Annotated in this window: 23 protein-coding genes; 7 read left to right on the top strand and 16 right to left on the bottom strand. The window is 31.8% G+C overall.

The genetic code is table 11. From position 1 onward, the window contains the following. Positions 1-11: 11 nt before the first annotated feature. The 3 genes from KA873_RS05420 to rpsN all read right to left on the bottom strand — a co-directional run bounded on the left by KA873_RS05420 (position 12) and on the right by rpsN (position 2,487). A complete protein-coding gene (locus KA873_RS05420; RefSeq protein WP_107504951.1) occupies positions 12-1,028 on the bottom strand; it encodes a CAP domain-containing protein in 1,017 nt (338 codons plus the stop codon). Positions 1,029-1,048: 20 nt separating this feature from the next. Beyond that, positions 1,049-2,026, bottom strand: a complete 978-nt coding sequence (gene guaC, locus KA873_RS05415; RefSeq protein WP_107385286.1) for a GMP reductase — start codon at positions 2,024-2,026, stop codon at positions 1,049-1,051. Positions 2,027-2,217: 191 nt separating this feature from the next. Continuing rightward, positions 2,218-2,487, bottom strand: coding sequence for a 30S ribosomal protein S14 (gene rpsN / locus KA873_RS05410; protein WP_019467805.1), 270 nt, complete (start codon positions 2,485-2,487; stop codon positions 2,218-2,220). A 225-nt stretch (positions 2,488-2,712) separates the two neighbouring features. Here rpsN and rpmG point away from each other — a divergent pair, with 225 nt between their 5' ends. Both rpmG and KA873_RS05400 read left to right on the top strand, forming a co-directional pair. Then, complete coding sequence (gene rpmG / locus KA873_RS05405; RefSeq protein WP_017724369.1) at positions 2,713-2,862, top strand: 50S ribosomal protein L33; 150 nt, start codon at positions 2,713-2,715, stop codon at positions 2,860-2,862. Between the two features lie 439 nt (positions 2,863-3,301). Further along, positions 3,302-3,550 (top strand): hypothetical protein, encoded by a 249-nt coding sequence (locus tag KA873_RS05400; protein WP_107385306.1) that lies wholly within the window; start codon positions 3,302-3,304, stop codon positions 3,548-3,550. A 333-nt stretch (positions 3,551-3,883) separates the two neighbouring features. Here KA873_RS05400 and KA873_RS05395 read toward each other — a convergent pair whose 3' ends face one another. After that, entirely contained in the window at positions 3,884-5,371 is a 1,488-nt protein-coding gene (locus KA873_RS05395; RefSeq protein WP_107385305.1) for a catalase, read from the bottom strand. Positions 5,372-5,594: 223 nt separating this feature from the next. Here KA873_RS05395 and KA873_RS05390 point away from each other — a divergent pair, with 223 nt between their 5' ends. Continuing rightward, a complete protein-coding gene (locus tag KA873_RS05390; RefSeq protein WP_107385304.1) occupies positions 5,595-7,040 on the top strand; it encodes an amino acid permease in 1,446 nt (481 codons plus the stop codon). 203 nt (positions 7,041-7,243) lie between these two features. Beyond that, positions 7,244-7,558 carry a hypothetical protein gene (locus tag KA873_RS05385; protein WP_019467809.1) on the top strand — a complete coding sequence of 105 codons (315 nt, stop codon included), beginning with the start codon at positions 7,244-7,246 and terminating at the stop codon, positions 7,556-7,558. A gap of 593 nt (positions 7,559-8,151) precedes the next feature. Here KA873_RS05385 and KA873_RS05380 read toward each other — a convergent pair. From KA873_RS05380 to KA873_RS05365, 4 genes are read right to left on the bottom strand one after another with little or no spacing between them, the layout of a single operon-like run. Then, positions 8,152-8,955, bottom strand: coding sequence for a Cof-type HAD-IIB family hydrolase (locus tag KA873_RS05380; RefSeq protein WP_107386171.1), 804 nt, complete (start codon positions 8,953-8,955; stop codon positions 8,152-8,154). Positions 8,956-9,008: 53 nt separating this feature from the next. Beyond that, positions 9,009-9,920, bottom strand: a complete 912-nt coding sequence (gene thrB, locus KA873_RS05375; RefSeq protein WP_107504950.1) for a homoserine kinase — start codon at positions 9,918-9,920, stop codon at positions 9,009-9,011. 1 nt (position 9,921) lies between these two features. Next, positions 9,922-10,983, bottom strand: coding sequence for a threonine synthase (gene thrC, locus KA873_RS05370; RefSeq protein WP_107383949.1), 1,062 nt, complete (start codon positions 10,981-10,983; stop codon positions 9,922-9,924). A 5-nt stretch (positions 10,984-10,988) separates the two neighbouring features. Continuing rightward, positions 10,989-12,272, bottom strand: a complete 1,284-nt coding sequence (locus KA873_RS05365) for a homoserine dehydrogenase (RefSeq protein ID WP_107386173.1) — start codon at positions 12,270-12,272, stop codon at positions 10,989-10,991. Positions 12,273-12,464: 192 nt separating this feature from the next. Between KA873_RS05365 and KA873_RS05360 the strand changes: the two genes are divergently transcribed. Further along, complete coding sequence (locus KA873_RS05360) at positions 12,465-13,832, top strand: aspartate kinase (RefSeq protein WP_107505418.1); 1,368 nt, start codon at positions 12,465-12,467, stop codon at positions 13,830-13,832. A gap of 95 nt (positions 13,833-13,927) precedes the next feature. On the opposite strand, the gene KA873_RS05355 is transcribed toward KA873_RS05360, so the two are convergent. Both KA873_RS05355 and KA873_RS05350 read right to left on the bottom strand, forming a co-directional pair. After that, the gene (locus tag KA873_RS05355; RefSeq protein WP_107383952.1) at positions 13,928-14,521 is read right to left on the bottom strand and encodes a hypothetical protein; all 594 of its coding nucleotides are present in this window, start codon (positions 14,519-14,521) and stop codon (positions 13,928-13,930) included. A 111-nt stretch (positions 14,522-14,632) separates the two neighbouring features. Further along, the gene (locus tag KA873_RS05350; protein ID WP_233422662.1) at positions 14,633-15,079 is read right to left on the bottom strand and encodes a sugar phosphate isomerase family; all 447 of its coding nucleotides are present in this window, start codon (positions 15,077-15,079) and stop codon (positions 14,633-14,635) included. Positions 15,080-15,362: 283 nt separating this feature from the next. On the opposite strand from KA873_RS05350, the gene KA873_RS05345 reads away from it, so the two are divergent. Further along, positions 15,363-16,226: a hypothetical protein gene (locus KA873_RS05345; RefSeq protein WP_107383954.1), complete on the top strand. Its 864-nt coding sequence runs from the start codon at positions 15,363-15,365 to the stop codon at positions 16,224-16,226. A 236-nt stretch (positions 16,227-16,462) separates the two neighbouring features. Here the strand turns inward: KA873_RS05345 and nucI are convergent, their stop codons facing one another. Then, positions 16,463-16,993 carry a thermonuclease NucI gene (gene nucI / locus KA873_RS05340; RefSeq protein ID WP_107504920.1) on the bottom strand — a complete coding sequence of 177 codons (531 nt, stop codon included), beginning with the start codon at positions 16,991-16,993 and terminating at the stop codon, positions 16,463-16,465. Positions 16,994-17,175: 182 nt separating this feature from the next. Here nucI and KA873_RS05335 point away from each other — a divergent pair, with 182 nt between their 5' ends. Further along, complete coding sequence (locus KA873_RS05335; protein WP_107504921.1) at positions 17,176-17,367, top strand: hypothetical protein; 192 nt, start codon at positions 17,176-17,178, stop codon at positions 17,365-17,367. A gap of 102 nt (positions 17,368-17,469) precedes the next feature. Here KA873_RS05335 and KA873_RS05330 read toward each other — a convergent pair whose 3' ends face one another. From KA873_RS05330 to KA873_RS05310, 5 genes are all read right to left on the bottom strand, one after another. Further along, positions 17,470-18,018: a GNAT family N-acetyltransferase gene (locus tag KA873_RS05330; RefSeq protein ID WP_107383957.1), complete on the bottom strand. Its 549-nt coding sequence runs from the start codon at positions 18,016-18,018 to the stop codon at positions 17,470-17,472. 133 nt (positions 18,019-18,151) lie between these two features. Next, the gene (locus KA873_RS05325; protein ID WP_107383958.1) at positions 18,152-18,352 is read right to left on the bottom strand and encodes a hypothetical protein; all 201 of its coding nucleotides are present in this window, start codon (positions 18,350-18,352) and stop codon (positions 18,152-18,154) included. Between the two features lie 317 nt (positions 18,353-18,669). Beyond that, entirely contained in the window at positions 18,670-20,010 is a 1,341-nt protein-coding gene (gene glnA, locus KA873_RS05320) for a type I glutamate--ammonia ligase (RefSeq protein ID WP_019468737.1), read from the bottom strand. A 21-nt stretch (positions 20,011-20,031) separates the two neighbouring features. Further along, entirely contained in the window at positions 20,032-20,400 is a 369-nt protein-coding gene (locus KA873_RS05315; protein WP_181187463.1) for a MerR family transcriptional regulator, read from the bottom strand. Between the two features lie 248 nt (positions 20,401-20,648). Further along, positions 20,649-21,872 (bottom strand): methionine gamma-lyase family protein, encoded by a 1,224-nt coding sequence (locus KA873_RS05310; RefSeq protein ID WP_107383959.1) that lies wholly within the window; start codon positions 21,870-21,872, stop codon positions 20,649-20,651. Between the last annotated feature and the right edge of the window lie 4 nt (positions 21,873-21,876).

The raw sequence follows: 21,876 nt of genomic DNA, 5'->3' as shown, positions 1-21,876 counted from the left end.
ATGCATAAACACTATCCCGTATAATTTTCAGTCCAATAAGGTTGTTTATGTTCATTAAAATCAACGCCGACACCTAAAGTATTAAATTCTTTTTTAAGAATATTTTTTCTATGACCTAAAGAATTCATTAATCCTTGATGAGCATAAATGCTACTTGGTTGACCATAAGCTAAATTCTCGCCAGCTGCATTAAAATCATGTCCATCTTGTTCTAATCTATCAAATGGTGAATCCCCAGATTGATTATTATGGTCAAAATAATTATTCTCCGCCATATCATTACTGTGTTTGCGTGCTGTATCAGAGATAGTTTCAAAATAATCTAATGTATTTAACCCATGTTGTACTCTTTCAGCATTGACCAAATCAAAATTTTGAAGTTCAAAACTTTTTGCTAAATTACGCGAAGGCGTTGCATATTGATTTTGAAGTCTATTCTCCATTTTTTCACTTACTAATAGTAGCGCAGTGAGATTGTTGTCATTATGCTTATCATAAAAAGCTGTCGTGTAAATATTGTCTTTTTTAAAATTATCAAATTCATTATCGCGAACGTCCATACTCAAATGACCTTTACGTTTTGTAGTTATCGGATCACCTAATCGTTCTCTAACTATATCTTTAGGAGTACTATATTTAATTTTAGATTTTGAAGAAATAACATTTTGATTACTGTATAGTCCGTTCACTTTACCTTTAATATAACTTACCATAATAAAGCTTCTATAATTCTCCGAATAATACGCATACCATTGTGTACCATATTCATTTGAAGTAACGCGTTTTGCTTTACCTAGTTTTCTTTCAACTTCAGCCTTCGACATATTCATTTGAATATTATTCAAAGCAAATTCTTGCTCATCAGGTACTTTCAAAGCATTTTGAGTTTGTGACTGTTCCGATGATGACCAACTATCTACTTTTGCTTTAAATTGTTGTTGCAAATTTTCTAAAGGTGTAAATTCTTTGATTGGAACAATTAAAACAATACAAAGAAGTACAATTACATATAATAAAAATCGTTTAATTTTTTACACCTACTAGTTTATTAGTCTCTGTCTCCATTAAAAATGGAGTTTCTTACTATAACATAATCTACTTTAGTCAATGAATTTAAATCATCGCCACCCGCATATGAAATAGAACTTTGTAAATCTTGTTGCATTTCAATTAATGTATCTTTCAATAAACCTTTATGCTCAACAAACATTTTTTTACCTTCAACGTTTTTGTGTTCACCTTTTTGGAACTCAGACGCACTACCAAAATATTCTTTATACATTTTTCCATCTAATTCAACGGTTTCACCAGGAGATTCTTCATGTGCTGCAAATAATGAGCCTACCATAACCATTGATGCACCAAAACGAATTGATTTAGCAATATCACCGTGCGTTCTGATACCTCCATCAGCTATTATCGGTTTTCTTGCAGCTTTACTACAATGGTTCAACGCAGCTAATTGCCAACCACCTGTGCCAAATCCTGTCTTAATTTTTGTAATACAAACGCGACCTGGTCCAATACCAACCTTAGTTGCATCTGCACCAGCATTTTCCAATTCACGAACACCTTCTGGCGTTCCAACATTACCTGCAATAACAAATGCTTCAGGTATGTGGTTTTTAATATGTTTGATCATATTAATAACAGCATCAGAATGCCCGTGTGCGATATCAATTGTAATATACTCAGGAATCACATTATCCTGTGCTAATTTTTCTACAAAATCAAATTCACGGTCTTTAATACCAACTGAAATTGAAGCAAATAATCCTTTATCATGCATTTGCTTTACAAATGGTATACGTGCTTCTTCATCGAATCTATGCATGATATAGAAGTAATCATTTTCAGCAAACCATTCTGCTAATGTTTCATTCATTACTGTTTGCATGTTTGCAGGTACCACTGGTAATTTAAATGATTTCGGACCAAATTTCACAGTAGTATCACATTCTGAACGGCTATTAACAATACATTTATTTGGAATAAGCTGTATATCTTCGTAATCAAATATCTTCATAATTAAACGAACCCCTAACATTTATTAATAAAATAGTATTTAAAGGTAAGATTTTCAAATAAAATTCATAACTCTAAATAGAAATACTTAAACATAGGATAGTTATTTCCGAACAATGACATTTTATTTATCTTTACCATTAGTTAATATACATGCTTTTTCCCTAAATGTAAATGAACTAAAGTCCTAAATTACCAACTTGATTTTTTCACGCCAGGAATTTGTCCTTTATGTGCATGTTCCCTAAACGCAATACGTGACATTTCAAATTTTCTCAGCACGCCTCTTGGACGACCAGTTACTTTACATCTACGTGTCAGTCTTGTTGGTGAAGCATCTCTTGGTAATTTTCTTAATGCTTCATAATCACCTTTTTCCTTCAAGGTTTTTCTTAATTCGTAATATTGTGCTACTAAGCGTTCTCTTTTTTGTTCCTTAGCAATTTTAGATTTTTTTGCCATAATATTCTCTCCTTTTTACAAATCGTAATTATTACGTTTTGTATAATAACACATTCTTTTTATTTATCAAACTAAAATGTTTAAATTATTAACATTCGTATAATGCTTAGAAATTTAACTTTAATTAACTACATACTTTTCAAAGATCAATCTTATTGAAATTAATGAAAGAATATGATATTATTTTAAAACGTAATCATTCCTGTTAAGAAAGAGGTGTTAACTTTGCGCGTAAATATAACATTAGCTTGTACTGAATGTGGTGATCGTAATTATATTAGCACTAAAAACAAGCGTAATAATCCAGAACGAATTGAACTTAAAAAATTCTGTCCACGATTAAATAAATACACTTTACATCGTGAAACAAAATAGTTCTGTGCTTTCATTATCTTTTTAATACGACATTCAAACTAATTGTCTGGGATATAAACGTCTCGGACTTAGTATTAACGTCAATTCTATTCCTTTACTATAGAATTGACGTTTTTTTATATTTTAAATGGTAAAAACGCGGAACATATATCGCATCTATAAGAAAATGATAAGTTTATTATTTTGATTATGGGATTTATGTAGCTATTTTTAATATTTAAATGTTAATTGAATCATTGAAGATGAATGGTGATTTAAAACTTTTACATGCACAAAAATACGATAGTTTATTGCAAATTATAATTTATTCATCAAAATTAATAGTTATTTAACAATAAAGTACTTAATTAACACTTTTAAATAGGTTAAGAGACTACTAATAAAGGTTGCCAAGCCTTATAATAAATACAGTATATTAAAATATGTGGAGGCGTTTCATATGGAAAATCGTCATATTACAAATGAGCAAAAAAGGCATATTATAGATTCAATAACAGAGAAAACAAAAGATAAAAGTGTATGTAACTGCGGACATCCAAATATTGAAATATTAGACGGACATTATTTCCTACCATTGTTAACTGCTTCTTTAGGTAATGATCCGACACCTATGATAACTTTATTATGTAATAACTGTGGGAAAATGCATTTCTATTCACAAAATTTCTTAGGTATCAAAACTCGATAATTATTTTTAGTAATTGAGAAATAAATTACTGTTCATCACTCAGTCGCCTCATATGATGTGAGCGATAGTTAACAACCTTTGACAACCTACAAAGCCTCTGACTTTGTAGGTTTTTGTTTGTGGAAATTTATAAAAACAAAGCGATACTTATAACATAGACTCGGTATAAATAAATATAAAAACGGATGATTTTTACTTTATATCGTAAAAATCATCCGCTTAAAATCATACACGAACTACATATATCTCAAATGTTTAACATAAATTAATTATTTTGTATAATTCCATGCGCCATTGAAGTATAAATATGCGTGTATAATTAAGATACATTTATTAATCTGCAATTTCTAAATCTACATCATTAATGTCAATGCCTAGTGCTTTCGCAACACCTTTACCATATTCGCTATCCGCTTTATAACAGTGACGAATATGACGATGTTGTACTTCTAAAGTAGTGCCTTGCATTTCATTAGCTGTATTTTCAAAAATACGTTCTTGTTGTTCTTTTGATTGTAATCTGAATAAACGACCTGGTTGTTCGAAGTAGTTATCATCATCTTCTCTTAAATCATATTCATATGCTTCACCTTCAACTTTTAGACCAGGTTTTTTAAATTCAGGTTGATCTTCAAATGAGCCATCACTATTTGGATAGTAATGAGTACTGCCACCTTGATTATTATCAATAATTCTCATTTGGCCATCACGGCTGAATGGACAAATATTTTCCATACCTACACCTTTAGGTTGGTTAACTGGGATTTGCCAATGGTTCACACCTAATCTATAACGTTGTGCATCACCATATGAGAATAGTCTACCTTGTAACATTCTGTCTGGAGAAAAATCTATGCCAGGTACAATATTGGTTGGTGCGAAAGCAGCTTGTTCAACATCTTGGAAATAGTTGTCTGGATTACGATTTAATTCAAACTCTCCAACTTCTATTAATGGATAGTCTCCTTTATACCAAACTTTTGTTAAATCAAACGGATTATCTTTATGGTTACGAGCTTGTTCTTCTGTCATAACTTGGATATACATTTTCCATTTTGGATAGTCTTTATTTTCAATTGCTTCAAATAAATCACGTTGTGATGATTCTCTGTCTTCAGCAATTACGCTAGCTGCTTCATCAGGTTGTAAGTTTTCAATACCTTGTTGTGTTCTGTGATGGAATTTAACCCAAACACGTTCACCTTTATCATTGTACATAGAATAAGTATGAGAGCCAAATCCGTGCATGTTTCTAAAGCCTTTCGGAATACCACGGTCTGACATTAAAATTGTTACTTGGTGCAATGCTTCAGGTAAAGACGTCCAGAAATCCCAGTTATTTTGTGCACTTCTCATATTTGTTCTTGGGTCACGCTTCACTGCGTGGTTTAAACTTGCAAATAATTTCGGATCTCTAAAGAAGAACACTGGTGTATTATTTCCTACTAAATCCCAGTTCCCTTCATCTGTATAAAATTTCAATGCAAATCCGCGAATATCACGTTCAGCATCAGCTGCACCTCTTTCACCTGCTACTGTTGAAAAACGTGCAAACATTTCTGTTTGTTTACCAACTTCAGAAAAAATGCTTGCTGAAGTATATTGTGTAATATCATTTGTAACTGTAAATGTACCAAATGCACCTGAACCTTTTGCATGCATACGTCTTTCAGGAATAACTTCTCTATCAAAATGAGCCATTTGCTCTAAAAAGTACCAATCTTGCATTAATAGTGGTCCTCTAGGGCCTGCTGTCATACTATTTTCTCTATCTGAAATTGGTGCGCCAAATAGGCTCGTCAACTTTTTCTTGTTACTCATAATATTTCCCCCGCTTTTTCTTATTAATAACAATTATTACCTAGTATTTATTTTAATCTATAACATTTGTAAAAGCAACTCACAATACATCTATAAAATAACAATTTTCAAAATATTTGAATATTTTATGGCTTTAAAGTCATAAAAAGCATTGCTCTTAAAGCATAAAACCATTAAAATGGAGAATATATTTAAAATTCAATAGACTATAGGAGACTGTATTATGGCACAAAACAATATGAACCGTGGTCTTAATTCTAGACACATTTCTATGATAGCAATTGGTGGTGCAATTGGCACAGGCTTGTTTGTAGCTACTGGAAGTGTAATATCACAAGCAGGACCAGGTGGCGCAATATTAGCTTACTTGATTATTGGCGTGATGTTATATTTCTTAATGTCTTCAATCGGTGAACTTGCCACCTTTTATCCGGTTTCAGGTTCTTTTAGTTCTTATTCAACCCGTTTTGTTGATAGTTCCCTAGGTTTCACTATGGGATGGCTATATTGGGCAATCTGGCTACTAGTTACCAGTGTTGATATTATTATTTCTTCAAGTGTAATTTATTATTGGGATTTCTTCCAATTTTTCAGTCCAGTTACTTGGAGCATTATCTTCCTTGCCATACTTTTTTTACTTAATATTTTCTCTGTAAAAGCTTTCGGTGAAACAGAATTTTGGTTATCACTTATCAAAGTTGCAACAATAATTATTTTCATCGTAATTGGTGTATTGACGATTATTGGAATCTTAGGTGGAAAGACATATGGTCTAGGCAACTACGTAACAGGAGAAGCTCCTTTTGTAGGAGGCGTCTCTGGCTTCTTGGGTGTCTTGCTTGTCGCTGGATTCTCTGTCGGTGGTACCGAAGTGGTGGCCGTAACAGCTGGAGAATCTTCAAATCCAAGTCATTCAATGCCAAAAGCAATTAAACAAGTGTTTTGGAGAATATTATTGTTCTATGTTTTATCAATTGCTGTTATTTCAGCTATTATTCCTTACACAGACCCATTGTTATTAAACAAAAGTGAATCTGTATCACAGAGTCCTTTTACAATCGTATTTGATCGTGTAGGTATTGCCTTTGCCGCTTCGGTTATTAATGCTGTTATTTTAACTTCATTATTGTCTGCTGCGAATTCAGGTATTTATACTACAAGTAGAATGCTTTTCTCAATGGCAGAAGATAAACAAGCGCCTAAATTTTTAGGTAAATTAAATAAAACTACAAAGTTACCTTTGGTATCATTGTTCGTAACTTTCATTATTGTTTTAATTATAATTATAATTGCTCAGTTTAAATCAGATATCGTCTTTTCACTATTAAATATTATTGGTTCTTTAGTCATCGTTGTTTGGGCTTCTAGTATCGTAGCGCAAATCAGGCTACGTTCAGCGATTAAAAAACAAAATTTGAATCCTGATGAAGTACTACCTTATAAAGCTCCTTTCTATCCTTTAGGACCAATCATAGTCATCATTGCATTATTATTCTTATTCATAGGTAATTCAATTGGTGCGATTTTAGCTGGTGATATGGGCGTCTTAATTAGAAACCTATCGCCGATGATTATTTTAGCTATCATTTACTTTGTTCATAAATTAATACGACAAACTAAAATTGTTAAACTCAAAGACATTGATTTAAAAGAACATGATTATAATTAATGAATTGCACTGTAAAAGTATTTTAAGATACTTTTTGCAGTGCTTTTTTAATATTGCAAACCTTACATTTATTTATTACCTACTTGTTCTAAAATAAACCTCAACAATGAGAATTTATAATAATTAAAAGCTTATCATATTTTCAGATACCCAAAATTAAGGTATAATGAAGTTAATAATTTAATGACTTAGAGGTGGAAATTATGATTGGACAAACAAACCTATTTGACGATATTTTAGAAACTGACGAGCGTTTCGTTATTGTTGTACAATCACTTGAAGAAAGACATGATCAATTAATCAAACGCACATTAAGAGAGTATCCAAGTTTAGATCACTCACAAATGGAAAGTCTTTTTAGCCATCTTAAAGAATTATTTTCAGAAGAAGAATTTGAAGAAAATCAGTCAGCGTTTTCAATCACAGTTTATACCAATTTAAACTATGCTGCAGATAACGTTTATGCTCATGTTAAAAGACACCGAGGCAAAAATGAATGGACACATACTGCTAAATAATCACCAACAAAAAATGGCAATTTCTAATTTTCATATAGAAATTGCCATTTTTTCTGCTAATTATATGTAAACAGTAGATTGTAGTTGAAATATTCTAATGTATTAGCTTAGTCAAAGACTGCATATTGATAATTTAGCACTATTTATATATGGTATATTAATTTAAGTTCACACGTTTCTTATAATCGTTTTCGTTCTTATAAAAGTAATTTCGTGTACTGTTTCGCGTTCAATTAATTTAATATTTTTATTTAGTATATATAAGGCGCTTATTTTCGTACTAAAATACATACTTGATAACGATTTTGTAACGAGCTGACACCGAGATCAATGGTATGAGTGACTTATACTATTAAATCATAACCCTAGGCCAAGCTTGCACAAGCAAAAATTTTAATTTTTTACATTAAAAGTTAAGTCTAAGACATCATCGATTCGCCCCAGACTGTTTTTTAGTAGATGATTGAACTGAAAAATAAAGTCCCACTACTCAATAAATTGAGTTAGTGGGACTTATAGGTGAGCATTTCGGATCAAACTATCAATCATTTGCGTGACCAATATTTAAAAATAAAGGTTAAGCAATTAATTTGTTAGTTAAGTAAAGCTTTTAGTGTGTGTGGGATACCATCATTATCATTTGTTAAAGTAACTTCATCAACAACAGCTTTGACATCATCATTTGCATTGCCCATAGCAACAGCTTTACCAACTACTTTCAACATTGATATATCATTTGAACTATCACCGAAGCCAATAACTTGAGATAATTTTACATCTAATTTTTGACACAATTCAGTGATAGCATTGCCTTTAGATACACCCTGTGCCATAAATTCTAAGAAAAACGGTTTACTTGTAGTAACATCAATATTTTCATTAAAGTGACCTTCTAAATCATTTCTAATACTTGTAATATTTGAAACATAATCAATCCCCATAACTTTAGGTACGTCCTCTTGAATATATGCTTTTAAATCATCCACCTGTTTCATTGGCAGGCCTGTGAGTTCTGATTCAATGTTCATATATTCATGTTCACCTTCATATACGATATAACCATCTTGGTAAGTCAAAACAAACAATTTTTGATTCCTACAAAAATCTACAATACTATCAAAATCAGACTTTGACACAGTGCGACTTACTTCCACTTTTTCATCAGAAACTTTAACTGTTTTTCCACCATTGTAACTTATGACATAACTGTCATGTTGGTCTAATTTCAAATGTTTTGCTGTAGGCATCATACCATCTGTTGGTCTACCCGATGCAAGTACAACTTTATAACCTTGCGCTTGTATATCTATTAAATATTGCGCTGTTTCAACACTAACTTCGTTATCAGAAGTCATTAATGTATCATCCATATCCATCACTATTAATTTATATCCCATCTTGCTATCTCCTTTCAACCTCTACAAGACTATATTATAACAAATAAATCAAACTAATATACTACTTCAGATTCCACTCCTGTGATATTAACTGTAACGAGTTCAGATCGACAATTCGTAAATTCACGTTTAAGTTCCCTCACTAATTCACCGCTTCGTTCAGGTGCTATCAAGGTTAAAACAGTTGGGCCTGCACCACTAATAACTGTAGCATATGATTTATATTGTTTTGCAATTTGTTTAATGGTTTGAAATTCTGGGATTAGATGTTGACGATATGGTTCATGAAAACCGTCTTGTTCCATCATCTTGCCTGCAAGTTCATAATTTTGTTGTATTAAAGCACTAATCATTGTATTGCTGATGGCACTATTTCTAACAGCATTTTTATGTGAAAATGTTTCCGGAAGCACATTCCTTGAAAGTGTCGTACTTAATTCATTTGATGGTATTGTTATGATAATATCAGCTTTTGGTGGATCAATATATGATACATCCGTCACTTTTGTTTCAGGATCATAGTATCCTAAGACAAGCCCCCCGTAAATTGTAGGTGCTACATTGTCTGGATGTCCTTCAAATTCAGTTGCCAATTGCAATAATTCATATTTAGAAAGCTCTATATCACCAAAATAATTAGCTATGTATAATCCCCCTACTAGTGCAGAAGCAGAGGAACCTAAGCCTCTTGCTAAAGGGATTTCACTTCTCATTTCTATAGATAAAGACGGTAAAGTCACGTCATATTTATTTGCCACTTGTTGTGCAATTTGATAAATATAGTGCGATTCGTCTGTTGGTAATGATTCAACATTTGGCCCTATATGTTTAAAAGACCATCTATCACTATTATTAATTCGCACATCAAGATATAAAAATTTATTTAAAGCCATTCCAATAGAATCAAATCCGACACCTAAATTAGCAGTAGATGCCGGTATTTTTAAACGTAAACGTACACTCATGCTAAAGTGCTCCTTTAATATATTCTAAAATGCTTTCTCTATCATTTGGTAGTGGCTTAATTGGATTATCTAATAGTGAGATAGCTGTATCTGGATCTTTCAAACCATTACCAGTCAAGACTGACACGACACGTTTCCCCTTTGGTAACTTACCAGCACGGTGTAACTTAATTAAACCAGCAATGGAGGCATTGCTTGCAGGTTCACTAAATATACCTTCTTTTCGAGCCATCAGTTGATATGCTTCTAAAATTTCTTCGTCTGTTACGCTATCAATGAGACCTTCTGATTCTTTTAAGGCACGATTAGCTTTATCCCAACTTGCGGGGTTACCGATTCTAATTGCAGTAGCTACTGTATCTGGATTCTTCACTACTTTATTTTGAACGATTGGGGATGCACCTGCAGCTTGGAACCCATATAAGTTAGGAAGTTGCGTATCATTCGTGTCATGGTACTCTTTAAATCCTTTCCAATATGCTGAAATATTACCAGCATTTCCAACCGGAATTGATAATATATCTGGTGCTTGGCCATTCAATTGTTGAATCACTTCAAAAGCACTTGTTTTTTGACCTTCAATACGATAAGGATTAACTGAGTTCACAAGCGCAATTTCACCATTTTTAGCCACTTCTTGTACAATTTCAAGTGCTTCATCAAAATTTCCTTCTATAGAAACAATTTCTGCACCGTACATAACTGCTTGCGACAATTTCCCTAAAGCAATTTTCCCTTCCGGAATAACTACAATCGCTTTTAAACCTGCTCTCGCAGCATATGCTGCCGCGGAAGCTGAAGTATTGCCAGTTGAAGCACAAATCACTATTTTCTTGCCTTCTTCTTTAGCTTTAGCCATTGCCATTACCATGCCTCTATCTTTAAATGAACCTGTTGGATTTGCACCTTCGTATTTAACATGTAATTCAATACCAAGCATTTCAGACATGTTCTCACAGTATATCAAAGGCGTATGGCCTTCATTTAAACTTACTTTAGGTGTATCAGCTGTTACTGGTAAATATTCCTTGAATTCTTCTACAAGCCCTTGCCAATTTTTCATAAACATTAAACTCCTTCAACTGGGTAAATTTTCTGTACAACATAACCTGATTCTTGAATTGTTTCTATCGGGGATTCATCAATTCCTATGATAACTACACCAGCAGTATGTGCATCACGTTCAGTAACTGCTAATGATTTGTGAACAGGCAATTCGCCTTTCAATAAAGTTTCAACTTGGTTTACATCTTCTCCATCTGTTTGCACCACGACATAATAACTTTCTTTCCCTTTGATAACAATCGTATCTTCTTCTTCGTTCATCATTTCTTTGGTTTCTTCAGTTTTCAATTCAAAATGCGGTGGTAGCGTATGCAAATTAGTATCAAAATTAAATGTAACATTTAATAAATCACTTACAACGGCACTCCCTGTAGCTAAACTACCTGCACCTTTACCATAAAACATTGTTTCTCCAACAGCATCACCTATAACATAAATCGCGTTAAATTCATCTTCTACTGATGCTAACTGATGGCTTTTATCAATCAAAGTTGGTGCGACTGATGCATTGACTTGAGCATTTTCATATGTACCTTTACCAATCAACTTAATTTTATAGCCAAGTTTATCAGCTACTTTAATATCTGATAGTGTGACATCGCTAATACCATATTTATCAACCTCATCTAAATTAATCACCTGATTAAATGATAAATACGACGTAATAACTACTTTGCGTGCTGCATCAATACCTTCAACATCATCAGTTGGATCTGCTTCAGCAAACCCTAGACGTTGTGCTTCTGCCAACGCTTCTTCAAATGATGTTTCTTCTTGTGTCATCTTACTTAATATAAAGTTAGATGTACCATTTAAAATCCCCATAAACTTACTTATATTATTGGCGTTTAAACCGTTATTTATAGCATTTACAATCGGAATACCACCTGCGACACTAGCTTCATATTTTAAAGCAACATCATTTTCTTGGGCTAAATGTTCTAGCTCTCTTAAATTTTCAGCTAGAAGATCTTTGTTTGCGGTAATCACGTGTTTCTTCTCACTCAATGCGCGTTTTAACCATTCTACTGTGGGCTCAACTCCACCAAGTACTTCGACAATGATATCAATTGTTTCATCATCAAGAATATCTTCTATATTTTCAGTTAAATTATATTTAGATGTATTAATAGGACGTTTTCTAGACTTGTCACGTACTAATATATGTCTAATATTAATATCTTTATTCATTGTTTCTCTAATTTGTTCTCTATTTTCTTCTATTATTTTTACTACTCCAGAACCTACAGTTCCTAAACCAAGTAGTGCTACATTTAATTCTTTCATGTCTTCATTCCTCCGTTTGTTTATCTAAAAAATACAATTGTACAGTTGAAAAATACTTGAATATGGTATAGTATAAATTCATTCATTATTTTTGTAAAGTCTATGAATATTTAAAACGTATATTTATATTATCACTCCTGTGATAAAAACTAAACTAAATTTTCTGATTTTTTAGAAAGGTTGTATAACATTATGAAAGTAACTAAATTCGGAGGAAGCTCTGTTTCCAATGCAGAGCAAATTAAAAAGGTATTAGACATTGTTAATTCAGATGAAGCTCGAAAAATCGTAGTCGTATCGGCACCAGGAAAACGAAATAAAGATGATGTAAAAACTACTGATTTATTAATTCGACTTTACGAAAAAGTGATAGAACGATTAGACTACAATTCTAAAAAAGAAGAAATCATTCAACGTTACAAGGATATTATTAACGAACTCAACATGAGTGATGCACTTTTAAAAACAATTGATGAAACTTTAGAAAGTTACATAGCTACATTGAGCGAAAAGCCATCCAGACTGTTAGATGCTTTACTTTCATGTGGTGAGAACTTTAATGCTCAAATTATTGCAGAATATAATAATAGCCAAGGTATTCCAACGCGTTATATTTCTCCTGGAGAGGCTGGTATTACTGTTACGGATTTACCTCAAAATGCTCAAATCTTAGATCAATCTTATGAAGCACTTTATAACTTAAGGTCATTTGAAGAAAAATTAATCATTCCTGGGTTTTTTGGTATTTCTAGACAAAATTACGTGGTCACATTCCCTCGTGGTGGTTCAGATATAACAGGAGCTATTGTAGCAAGAGGTGTAAGAGCGGATTTATATGAAAACTTTACAGATGTTTCTGGCATTTTTAGAGCTAATCCTTCTATTGTTAAAAATCCTGAAGTTATAAATGAAATTACATATCGCGAAATGCGTGAGTTATCTTACGCTGGCTTTGGCGTATTCCATGATGAAGCTTTACAACCGCTACACAAAGACAGAATTCCTGTCGTTATAAAAAACACAAATAGACCTGATGATATAGGAACTTATATTAGACATGATAGAGAAATTGACTCAAATAGTATTGTAAGTGGCATTAGTTGTGACAAAGATTTCACAGTATTAAATATTAAAAAGTATCTTATGAATAGACAAGTTGGTTTTACACGTAAAATACTAGCCGTACTAGAAGACTATAATATTTCATTTGATCATATGCCATCAGGTATAGATAACATAAGTATCATCATGCGCTCTAAAGAGATACAAAACAAAGAGGAACAAGTACTTAATGATATACGTAAAAATTGTGATGTAGATGAATTAAGCATTGAACATGATTTAGCGATACTAATGGTGGTTGGTGAAGGCATGCATAGAATCGTTGGTACTGCCAGCACAATTACTCATGCACTTGCAGAATCAAACATAAACTTGAAAATGATGAACCAAGGCGCTTCAGAAATTTCTATGATGTTTGGAATCGACGTTACAGATGCAGAGAAAGCAGTTAATGCTACTTATGAATATTGTTACACTAAAAATTGTTTGAATATTTAAACAATAATTACTAACTATTTATCGATAAAAAATCCTTCAAATCGTATAGACTCATTTGAAAGTGAATGAATCCTAATGAATGATTTGAAGGGTTTTTAAATTGCTTTTTTTTCAGATATAAGTGCTTGATTAATGCGTTCATCTCCAACAACTAAGCGTAAAATAACAAATTGATAATAACTTAACGAATCGATAACACTTCTATAATTTGGTAATTGATGATAATCGATGGGATCCAATAACTCATACATTAATACAATTTCAGGCTTAATATAATCTACATCCCATTTGATAGAATGAAAATAAATATGCTTTTCGGGTAAACGAATATTGTGATTCCACCTGAACATCCATTCATCATTTTCAACATCATAAACAATAATTGTCATTATTAACTCATCATTTATATAAATATTTGCATGAGTGACATCTGCAAATTCTAACTTTGTAAAATCAGTGGTTGTATTTTTACCATCGTGTAAAACAATCATATTGCTTTTAGGTATAAACTTTAAAACTTCACCAAGATATTTTCTTTCGACACTAATATCTACCTTATCGTCTAAATTAAACTCATCATGAAGAAAAAGTTGTTTTGCGACTTCACCATTATATTTAAACAGTTCAGGTACATTTTCAGTTAAATTTTTTACAACTTCTTTAATATTTTTATCATTACTAACTGCCAAATCTGTACCTCCTATCAAAAGTAAGCGTTTCCATTAATAATCATTATATTATTTGTTACTACATTTTTCAATGTGAAAAGCACAAAAATGTGAATTTAAACACATTTTTATTTAAAATTCGCCAATATAGCTATAGTCTTGTCGATGATGTTGTTTCAAAATCGCTGGTCTGTTAACAATTAATAATTCTTCTGAACGATTGTATAAAGCTAACTGAATTTCAGCAATTTCTGGTAATGTTTGATACAATGCTTTATCTGTCATATAAGGTGCAGTTGCAAAATAATAGCGAATGCGATATCTCTCAAATGTTTGGATAACATCCGTACCAATGATAATATGTAGTGCATTGTCTACCTTTCCATTGGGCATTATAATATTAAAATCAGTGTACCTTGCAACATATTTAATGATATCAGTTGAAAAAGAAATCACTGAAATTTTAAATTTAGCTTCATATAGTTCGTCAATAATGTGATAAGTAACTGGGTGGTTATCAAATGCAATAACATCTTCATTATTTACGTTTTCTATTATATAGTTGATATATTTTTTCATAGTAGTCAAATCAATGTCCTCCAAACAGACTTTTCTATGGTAAGTATAGTAGATAATATATGTATTACCCAATTAAGCACTAATTAAATAGATACATCATTTTTTTAATTCAATAATTTTTATAACAAATCATATCACTCATTTATATATTAAGTAGGAATTGCTTATAATTAAAAAATATGATTATACTAATATTAACCCTATTAGTTAATTGTATTTGTACAAATATAAATAAAAGAGTAAAATATAGTTTATTAAAAATATTAAGATTAGGATGATACCAATGTTTTTACCGATTATTTTAGCAATAATTATTGTAATACTATTATTAGTTATTATTATTGAAAGAAGAGTGATGAATCATAAGCTTGAGACTGAATCATATGCAAAAGATCAGTTAATAAATAAAATTAGTATCATCACGCGTGAAAACACATATTTAAAAAATCAAATGCTTGAAAAAAATGTTAATAATGATACACACCATCATGGATTAAGAAAAGCTAAACAGGATTTAAATGACATATTAAATCAATATCAAAGTGAAGGTTCAATTTCATTTTTTGATATTATAACAACTGGAAATTTAGCTGTTAAGCATCCTTTGTTTGAATATGCTAGAGCTTTCGATTACATTGTTATTACTGAAAAAGGGTTATTTAATATTAATGTGAAAAACTGGAAGCAAAAAACATTTTACCACTTCACAGTTGACCCAACAAATGACACACAAAATAGTGACGATGATACTGTAAATCAAACAGTTGGCCGTTATATTGCAAATCAATTCCATAGTCAATTCCAATCAACACGACCTACAACATACACATTTGTAGAGAGAATTAGAAATAATTCTATTATTTATGACTTTTATAATTATGATCCATATGAACAGTCTTCAAAAAATGCCAAAGCATTGGAAGATAGAATTGCAGACCAATTGCATCATAGAATTCAAAATATTGGTTTAGTTTACTTTACAGATGGTAGCGTAAATTTAATTGATGGACCTACAGAAAGACAAGATTTTGTAGAAACAGTTTCATCCAAATCTTCTCTAAAAGAAATAATTGGTGAAACGATTGTAAATGCTCAAGAATCATTAACTGAATCACAGTATAATGAACTACTTGCACATTTCCACTAATTAAACAGTATTAAAAACTGCATGAACGATTTTGTAACATGCCGTCACTTCTAATAATGATATAAGTAAGAGATTACATGCTCAGATTAAGTAAATCAAATACTCAGACAAACATGTATTGCCAAAATCGTAAGATGTAAATATAAAGGAGAGCTAACCCATTATGGATTAGCTCTCTTTTTTGAGAATAGATATTTATGTACCAGTCACTTTTGTGTTTAAGTCATTTGAAATTTTTAACTCCATATATTTTCGTTATTACTTTTAGCTATCTGTTCTGCTTTTTCGAACATTTCTCTATATTTACCATTTGGAGAAAAATATTTTTCTCTAGCCAATCCTTTTTTCACTAACAGTTCATTGAACATCGTATCTTTATCTAGCCAAACATATGCCAGTGTACGACCATATCGATCTTCTTTTTCTTTATCATATTCTAAAAAGACATCTTTATCAGTTAAATGTTCTTTTGAAAAATCAGATGCTTCTTTACCATATGGTTGTACTGGCGTATTTGGTTTAACAGTTTCAGGCGTATCTACACCTATCAACCTCACTTTAATTTGTTCATGTTGACTATTATTTGCTATTAATGTATCACCATCAACTACACGGGCTACATGTACTTTCTCAGTTTGCTTTGGTCCGTCATTATTATTTGTATCATTGGATGAAAAAGGGCCAGTCCCATTTATAAACTGAAATGCAAGTACGCCTAGTACAACTATACTAATAATTAATGTAGTAATTTTCTTTGTTGGTTTCATTGTTGCACCCACTTTTTATGAATATACCAAATTATCATATAGAAAATTAAAGTTTACGTCAAGACGCTCATTTTAAATAAAAATTAATCTTTTACATTAAATAAAACTTTAATTAGTCATTATTTTATTTTAACGTACTTAAGCAATCATGATATAATACATAAATGATAGGAGTGAACAGTTTGAGTATATTTAAGGAGAACATGATTACAGTTATTGCGATTGTTATAGCAATCATTGTAGGCTTAATATTACAATATCAGTTTCAATTTCCACCGCTTGTGTCTGCAGTTGTAGCAATATTTTTAGGCATTTTCATTGGATTTATTATTTTTATTATTCAAGTTATTGTAACTAAGAATAATAAAAAATAGTGTCTTCTGCCGAGTGTTTAAATCGGCAGTTTTTTTATTTTAGTTAACATAATATTATTATAGGAATATACTAATAAACACGCTTTTCTTTAAAAAATATATTTATAAAATGCTTCGATTTAATGTTTTTTCCAATAAAGTCCACGCTTCATGATCATATTCATCAACATGAATTGGTCTGAATCCAAAATTAAGATACATATTGATTGCTTGGAAGCTTGTTGTTTGAGAGGTTAAATATGCTTGATTATGATATGCAGCTAAAATTTTCATTGCTGCCGTTAATAAAGGTTTAGATAATTGCTTACCTTGATACTCCGGAATAATCGCAACCCAATGGATTCGTCCAGATGTTTTGCTATCTTTTGTTAAATGTCCATACCAAGCAGTTGCGGTACCAATAACTTCTCCTTCGGGATTCTCAAGAAACAAACATCTTTGTTCCATTTCATTAATATACGGTCCAAATTCAGTGTTGAAATGTGTCAATGCTTGATCAGTAGTATCAAATTCATTAACTTTCATTTCCAAATTTGCCCATTTTACTTCTTCTCCTATTTTAAAGTTACGAATTTTATATCCAACAGGTAATTCATACTGTGGAATACTTTCTAAATTTTCTCTTGTCATCTGTACTTTTAAATACTTCATTACATTCTACCTTTCATTCACAAATCAATTTTCATTAGAAAAAGGTTGAGACGTGATAATAGTCTCAACCTCATATTGTGTATTTTGTAATTCCCTAAAACTTAGTAATCATTACAATCAATAACGTTTGTTCTTATTCTACTTCTTTTATAAATGTTAATATAGCATGAAATTCTTCTTCATTTGCTGAAAAAGCACGCTCTTCTATTTCACGAACAGTTGAATTGAGTAATTGATAATTCGCTACTTCTTCATCTTTTAAATATGCATTTATGCTACTTTCTAATTCTTTTAAGGAACCCGCTTTTAACGTACTTAATTTTACTTCTTGCATTTAACTCCAACCCCTTTTTAATTAGTTTAAATCATTTCAATAAGACTAAACGTTATTTTTACTTTAACTTAAAAACCTATAAATATAATACACTATATTAAAAAATCTAATCTTATTTTCAAAAATTATATCACTTCATACAAATTTTACATAACTTTTTCACTTTCTAATAGTTAAAAATAGGCTGAATCATCCCTGATTTTCACCCAAAAGGCACTTATAAATACGAGTGGGTGCAAAAAAAGCAACCCGAATCACTTACGAATAAGTGACCCGAATTGCTTATATACCTAGTGTTTGCCCCTTTTGCTTAGCACCTAGTATTGTTTTAAGTATTGTTCTCTTTCCCATTCAGAAACTTGAGTTCTATAGTAATCCCATTCAATAGATTTAGAGTTTATAAATTGATTATAAATGTGATTACCTAAAGCTTCTTTAATAGAATCATTATCTTTCATTGCTTTAATAGCTGTATATAATGTTGATGGTAAATCTTGAATACCAACGGCTTCACGTTCTTCACGATTCATTTCATATATATTTTGATTTACTGGTTCTGGTACTTCTAATTTATTTTCAATACCGTCTAAGCCCGCTTGTAAGATAGCTGCTAATGCTAAGTAAGGATTGGCTGCTGGATCTACTGAACGAACTTCTACACGCGTTGATAAACCACGTGAAGTTGGTACACGGATTAATGGTGAACGGTTTTTACCACTCCAAGCAATATAGCATGGCGCTTCATAACCTGGAACTAAACGTTTATAAGAATTAACTAATGGGTTACATACACCAGTTAAACCACGTGCATTTTTCAGAATCCCCGCGATAAAATGATAAGCATCTTTAGTCATTTCCATATCGCCCTCTGGATCGTAAAAGGCATTTTCTTTACCTTTGAAAAGTGACATATTGAAGTGCATGCCGCTTCCGTTCACACCAAATAATGGTTTAGGCATAAATGTTGCATGAAGATTGTGTTGACGTGCGATTGTTTTAACAACTAATTTAAATGTCTGGATATTATCACAAGCAGTGATAGCATCTGCATATTTAAAATCAATTTCATGTTGGCCCGGTGCCACTTCGTGGTGACTTGCTTCAATATCAAAGCCCATATCCTCTAATTCTAAAACAATATCGCGACGACAATTTTCACCTAAATCTGTTGGTGCAAGGTCAAAGTAACCACCATTATCATTTAATTCTAATGTTGGTTCACCTTTTTCATCTAATTTAAACAAGAAGAATTCAGGTTCTGGCCCTAAATTAAGTTCACTAAATCCTAAATCTTGCATGTTTTTTAACACACGTTTTAAGTTTGCGCGTGGGTCACCTTCAAATGGTGTGCCATCTGTTTTATAAACATCACAGATAAGACGAGCTACTTTACCTTGACCGGCTGTCCATGGGAAAATAACCCATGTATCTAAATCTGGATATAAATACATGTCTGATTCTTCAATACGTACGAAACCTTCAATTGAAGATCCGTCAAACATCATTTCGTTATCTAAAACTTTTTCTAATTGGCTTACTGGTACTTCCACGTTTTTAATTACACCTAAAATATCAGTAAATTGTAAACGTAGGTATCTGACATTTTCTTCCTTAGCGAACTTGTGTATGTCTTCCTTTGTAAATGTACGTTTTGCCATTATAAATGTCCCCCATTAATTTTATTTGATAAATCGAGATAAATCTCCACGATTTATCGGAATCGCTTCTCGTTGTGGTTTCTGTGTAGCATCAACAATCATTTGTTTTCTCGTTTCTTGTTCAACATCAGAAAGGTGTTCTTGTTCGTCATTTAAAATCTGTTTAATACCTTTTAAATTAAAACCTTTTTCTATTAATCTTTTTATCTCTAAAAGGCGTTCCAAATCGTTTAACGAAAAAAGTCGTTTATTTCCTTCTGATCTATGTGGTTTAATCAGTTCATGTGTCTCATAATAGCGAACTTGTCTAGCAGTTAATTCACTTAATTTCGTAACAACACTCATAGAGAAGACCGGCATGCTTCGTCGTATCGTATCTTTTGACTCCAATCCAATCACCTCTATTTTTGAACTTGTATTTAATTTAGCATAATTACTAAAGTAATTCAAAAATATGTCAGGTTTTCTAACATATACTTCAAACCATTGATCTTACTGACTTTATAACAGTTTTATTCAATTTAATCGCTGAATTTTCCGAAATTTTTTTAATTTAATTAAAAAAGCCACATATACATTACAATTTGCTATTTAACATAGCAATAAATGCAATTCAATGTGGCATCTCTTTCAGGTTATTAAAATAACTTTTCAACAGCTCTTGTTACTGCTAACTTAATGTGTTCATACGTTAAGCCGCCTTGTATATATGCTTCATATGGGGGTCTAATTGGACCATCCGCTGATAATTCAATTGAAGAACCTTGAATAAAAGTACCCGCAGCCATAATAACATCATCTTCATAACCTGGCATATAAGATGGTTCAGGACTAAAATGTGCGTTAATCGGGGAAGCTGCTTGAATACTTTGACAAAATTGAATCATCTGTTCCTTCGTATCAAAAGTGACCGTTTGAATCAAATCTGTTCTAGGCACATCAAATCTTGGTGAAGTGTGCATATTCATTTTTTCTAATAATAAACTCGTAAATAATGCACCTTTCAAACTTTGACTAACCACATGAGGCGCTAAGAAGAAGCCTTGATACATTTCTTGCAATGAATATAGAGAGGCACCGGCTTCTTTACCAATTCCTGGCGCAGTTAAACGGTATCCACATCTTTCTACCAATGTTTCATTACCTACGATATAACCACCAATTTTAGCTAAACCTCCACCTGGGTTTTTAATTAATGAACCTGCCATTAAATCAGCACCACATTCTATAGGTTCCCGTTCTTCAACAAATTCACCATAACAATTATCTACAAAAATTATGATTTCAGGGTATTTGGCTTTTATTTTTTGAATCGCGCTTTCTATGTTTGTTAAATCTATGGATGGTCGTTGATCATAACCTTTCGAACGCTGAATAGCAATAACCTTAGTTTGCGATGATATTTTAGACAATACCTTATCAATATCAATTTCACCATGCTTTAAGTCAACCTTATTATATAGTATTCCGTGTTCTTTTAAACTTTCTATACCATTACCATTAATACCTATCACTTCTAATAACGTATCGTAAGGATCTCCAGTGATATACAATAACTCATCCCCATATTTCAAAGTACTTTGTAATGCAATCGTAATCGCATGCGTGCCAGAAATAATTTGGGGACGTACTAATGCATCTTCTGCCTTAAATGCATGTGCATAAACCGCTTCTAAATGATCCCGACCTATATCATCATAACCATAACCCGTTGTCCCCAGTAAGTCACTTTCAGCTACTTTAACAGCATGGAATGCATCTAACACTTTTTCTTGATTGATATAAGCGATTTCTTCTATTTTTTTAAAATATGGTTCTAGTTTTGCTTCTGTTTCTGCTATTAATTGCTTCGTATTTTTCATCGTA

It is taken from the genome of Staphylococcus sp. GDY8P45P, from assembly GCF_017892745.1.
Classification (GTDB): Bacteria; Bacillota; Bacilli; order Staphylococcales; family Staphylococcaceae; genus Staphylococcus; species Staphylococcus cohnii.
Note: the sequence above shows the minus strand (reverse complement) of the source record. Positions and strands in the feature narration are given on the sequence as shown.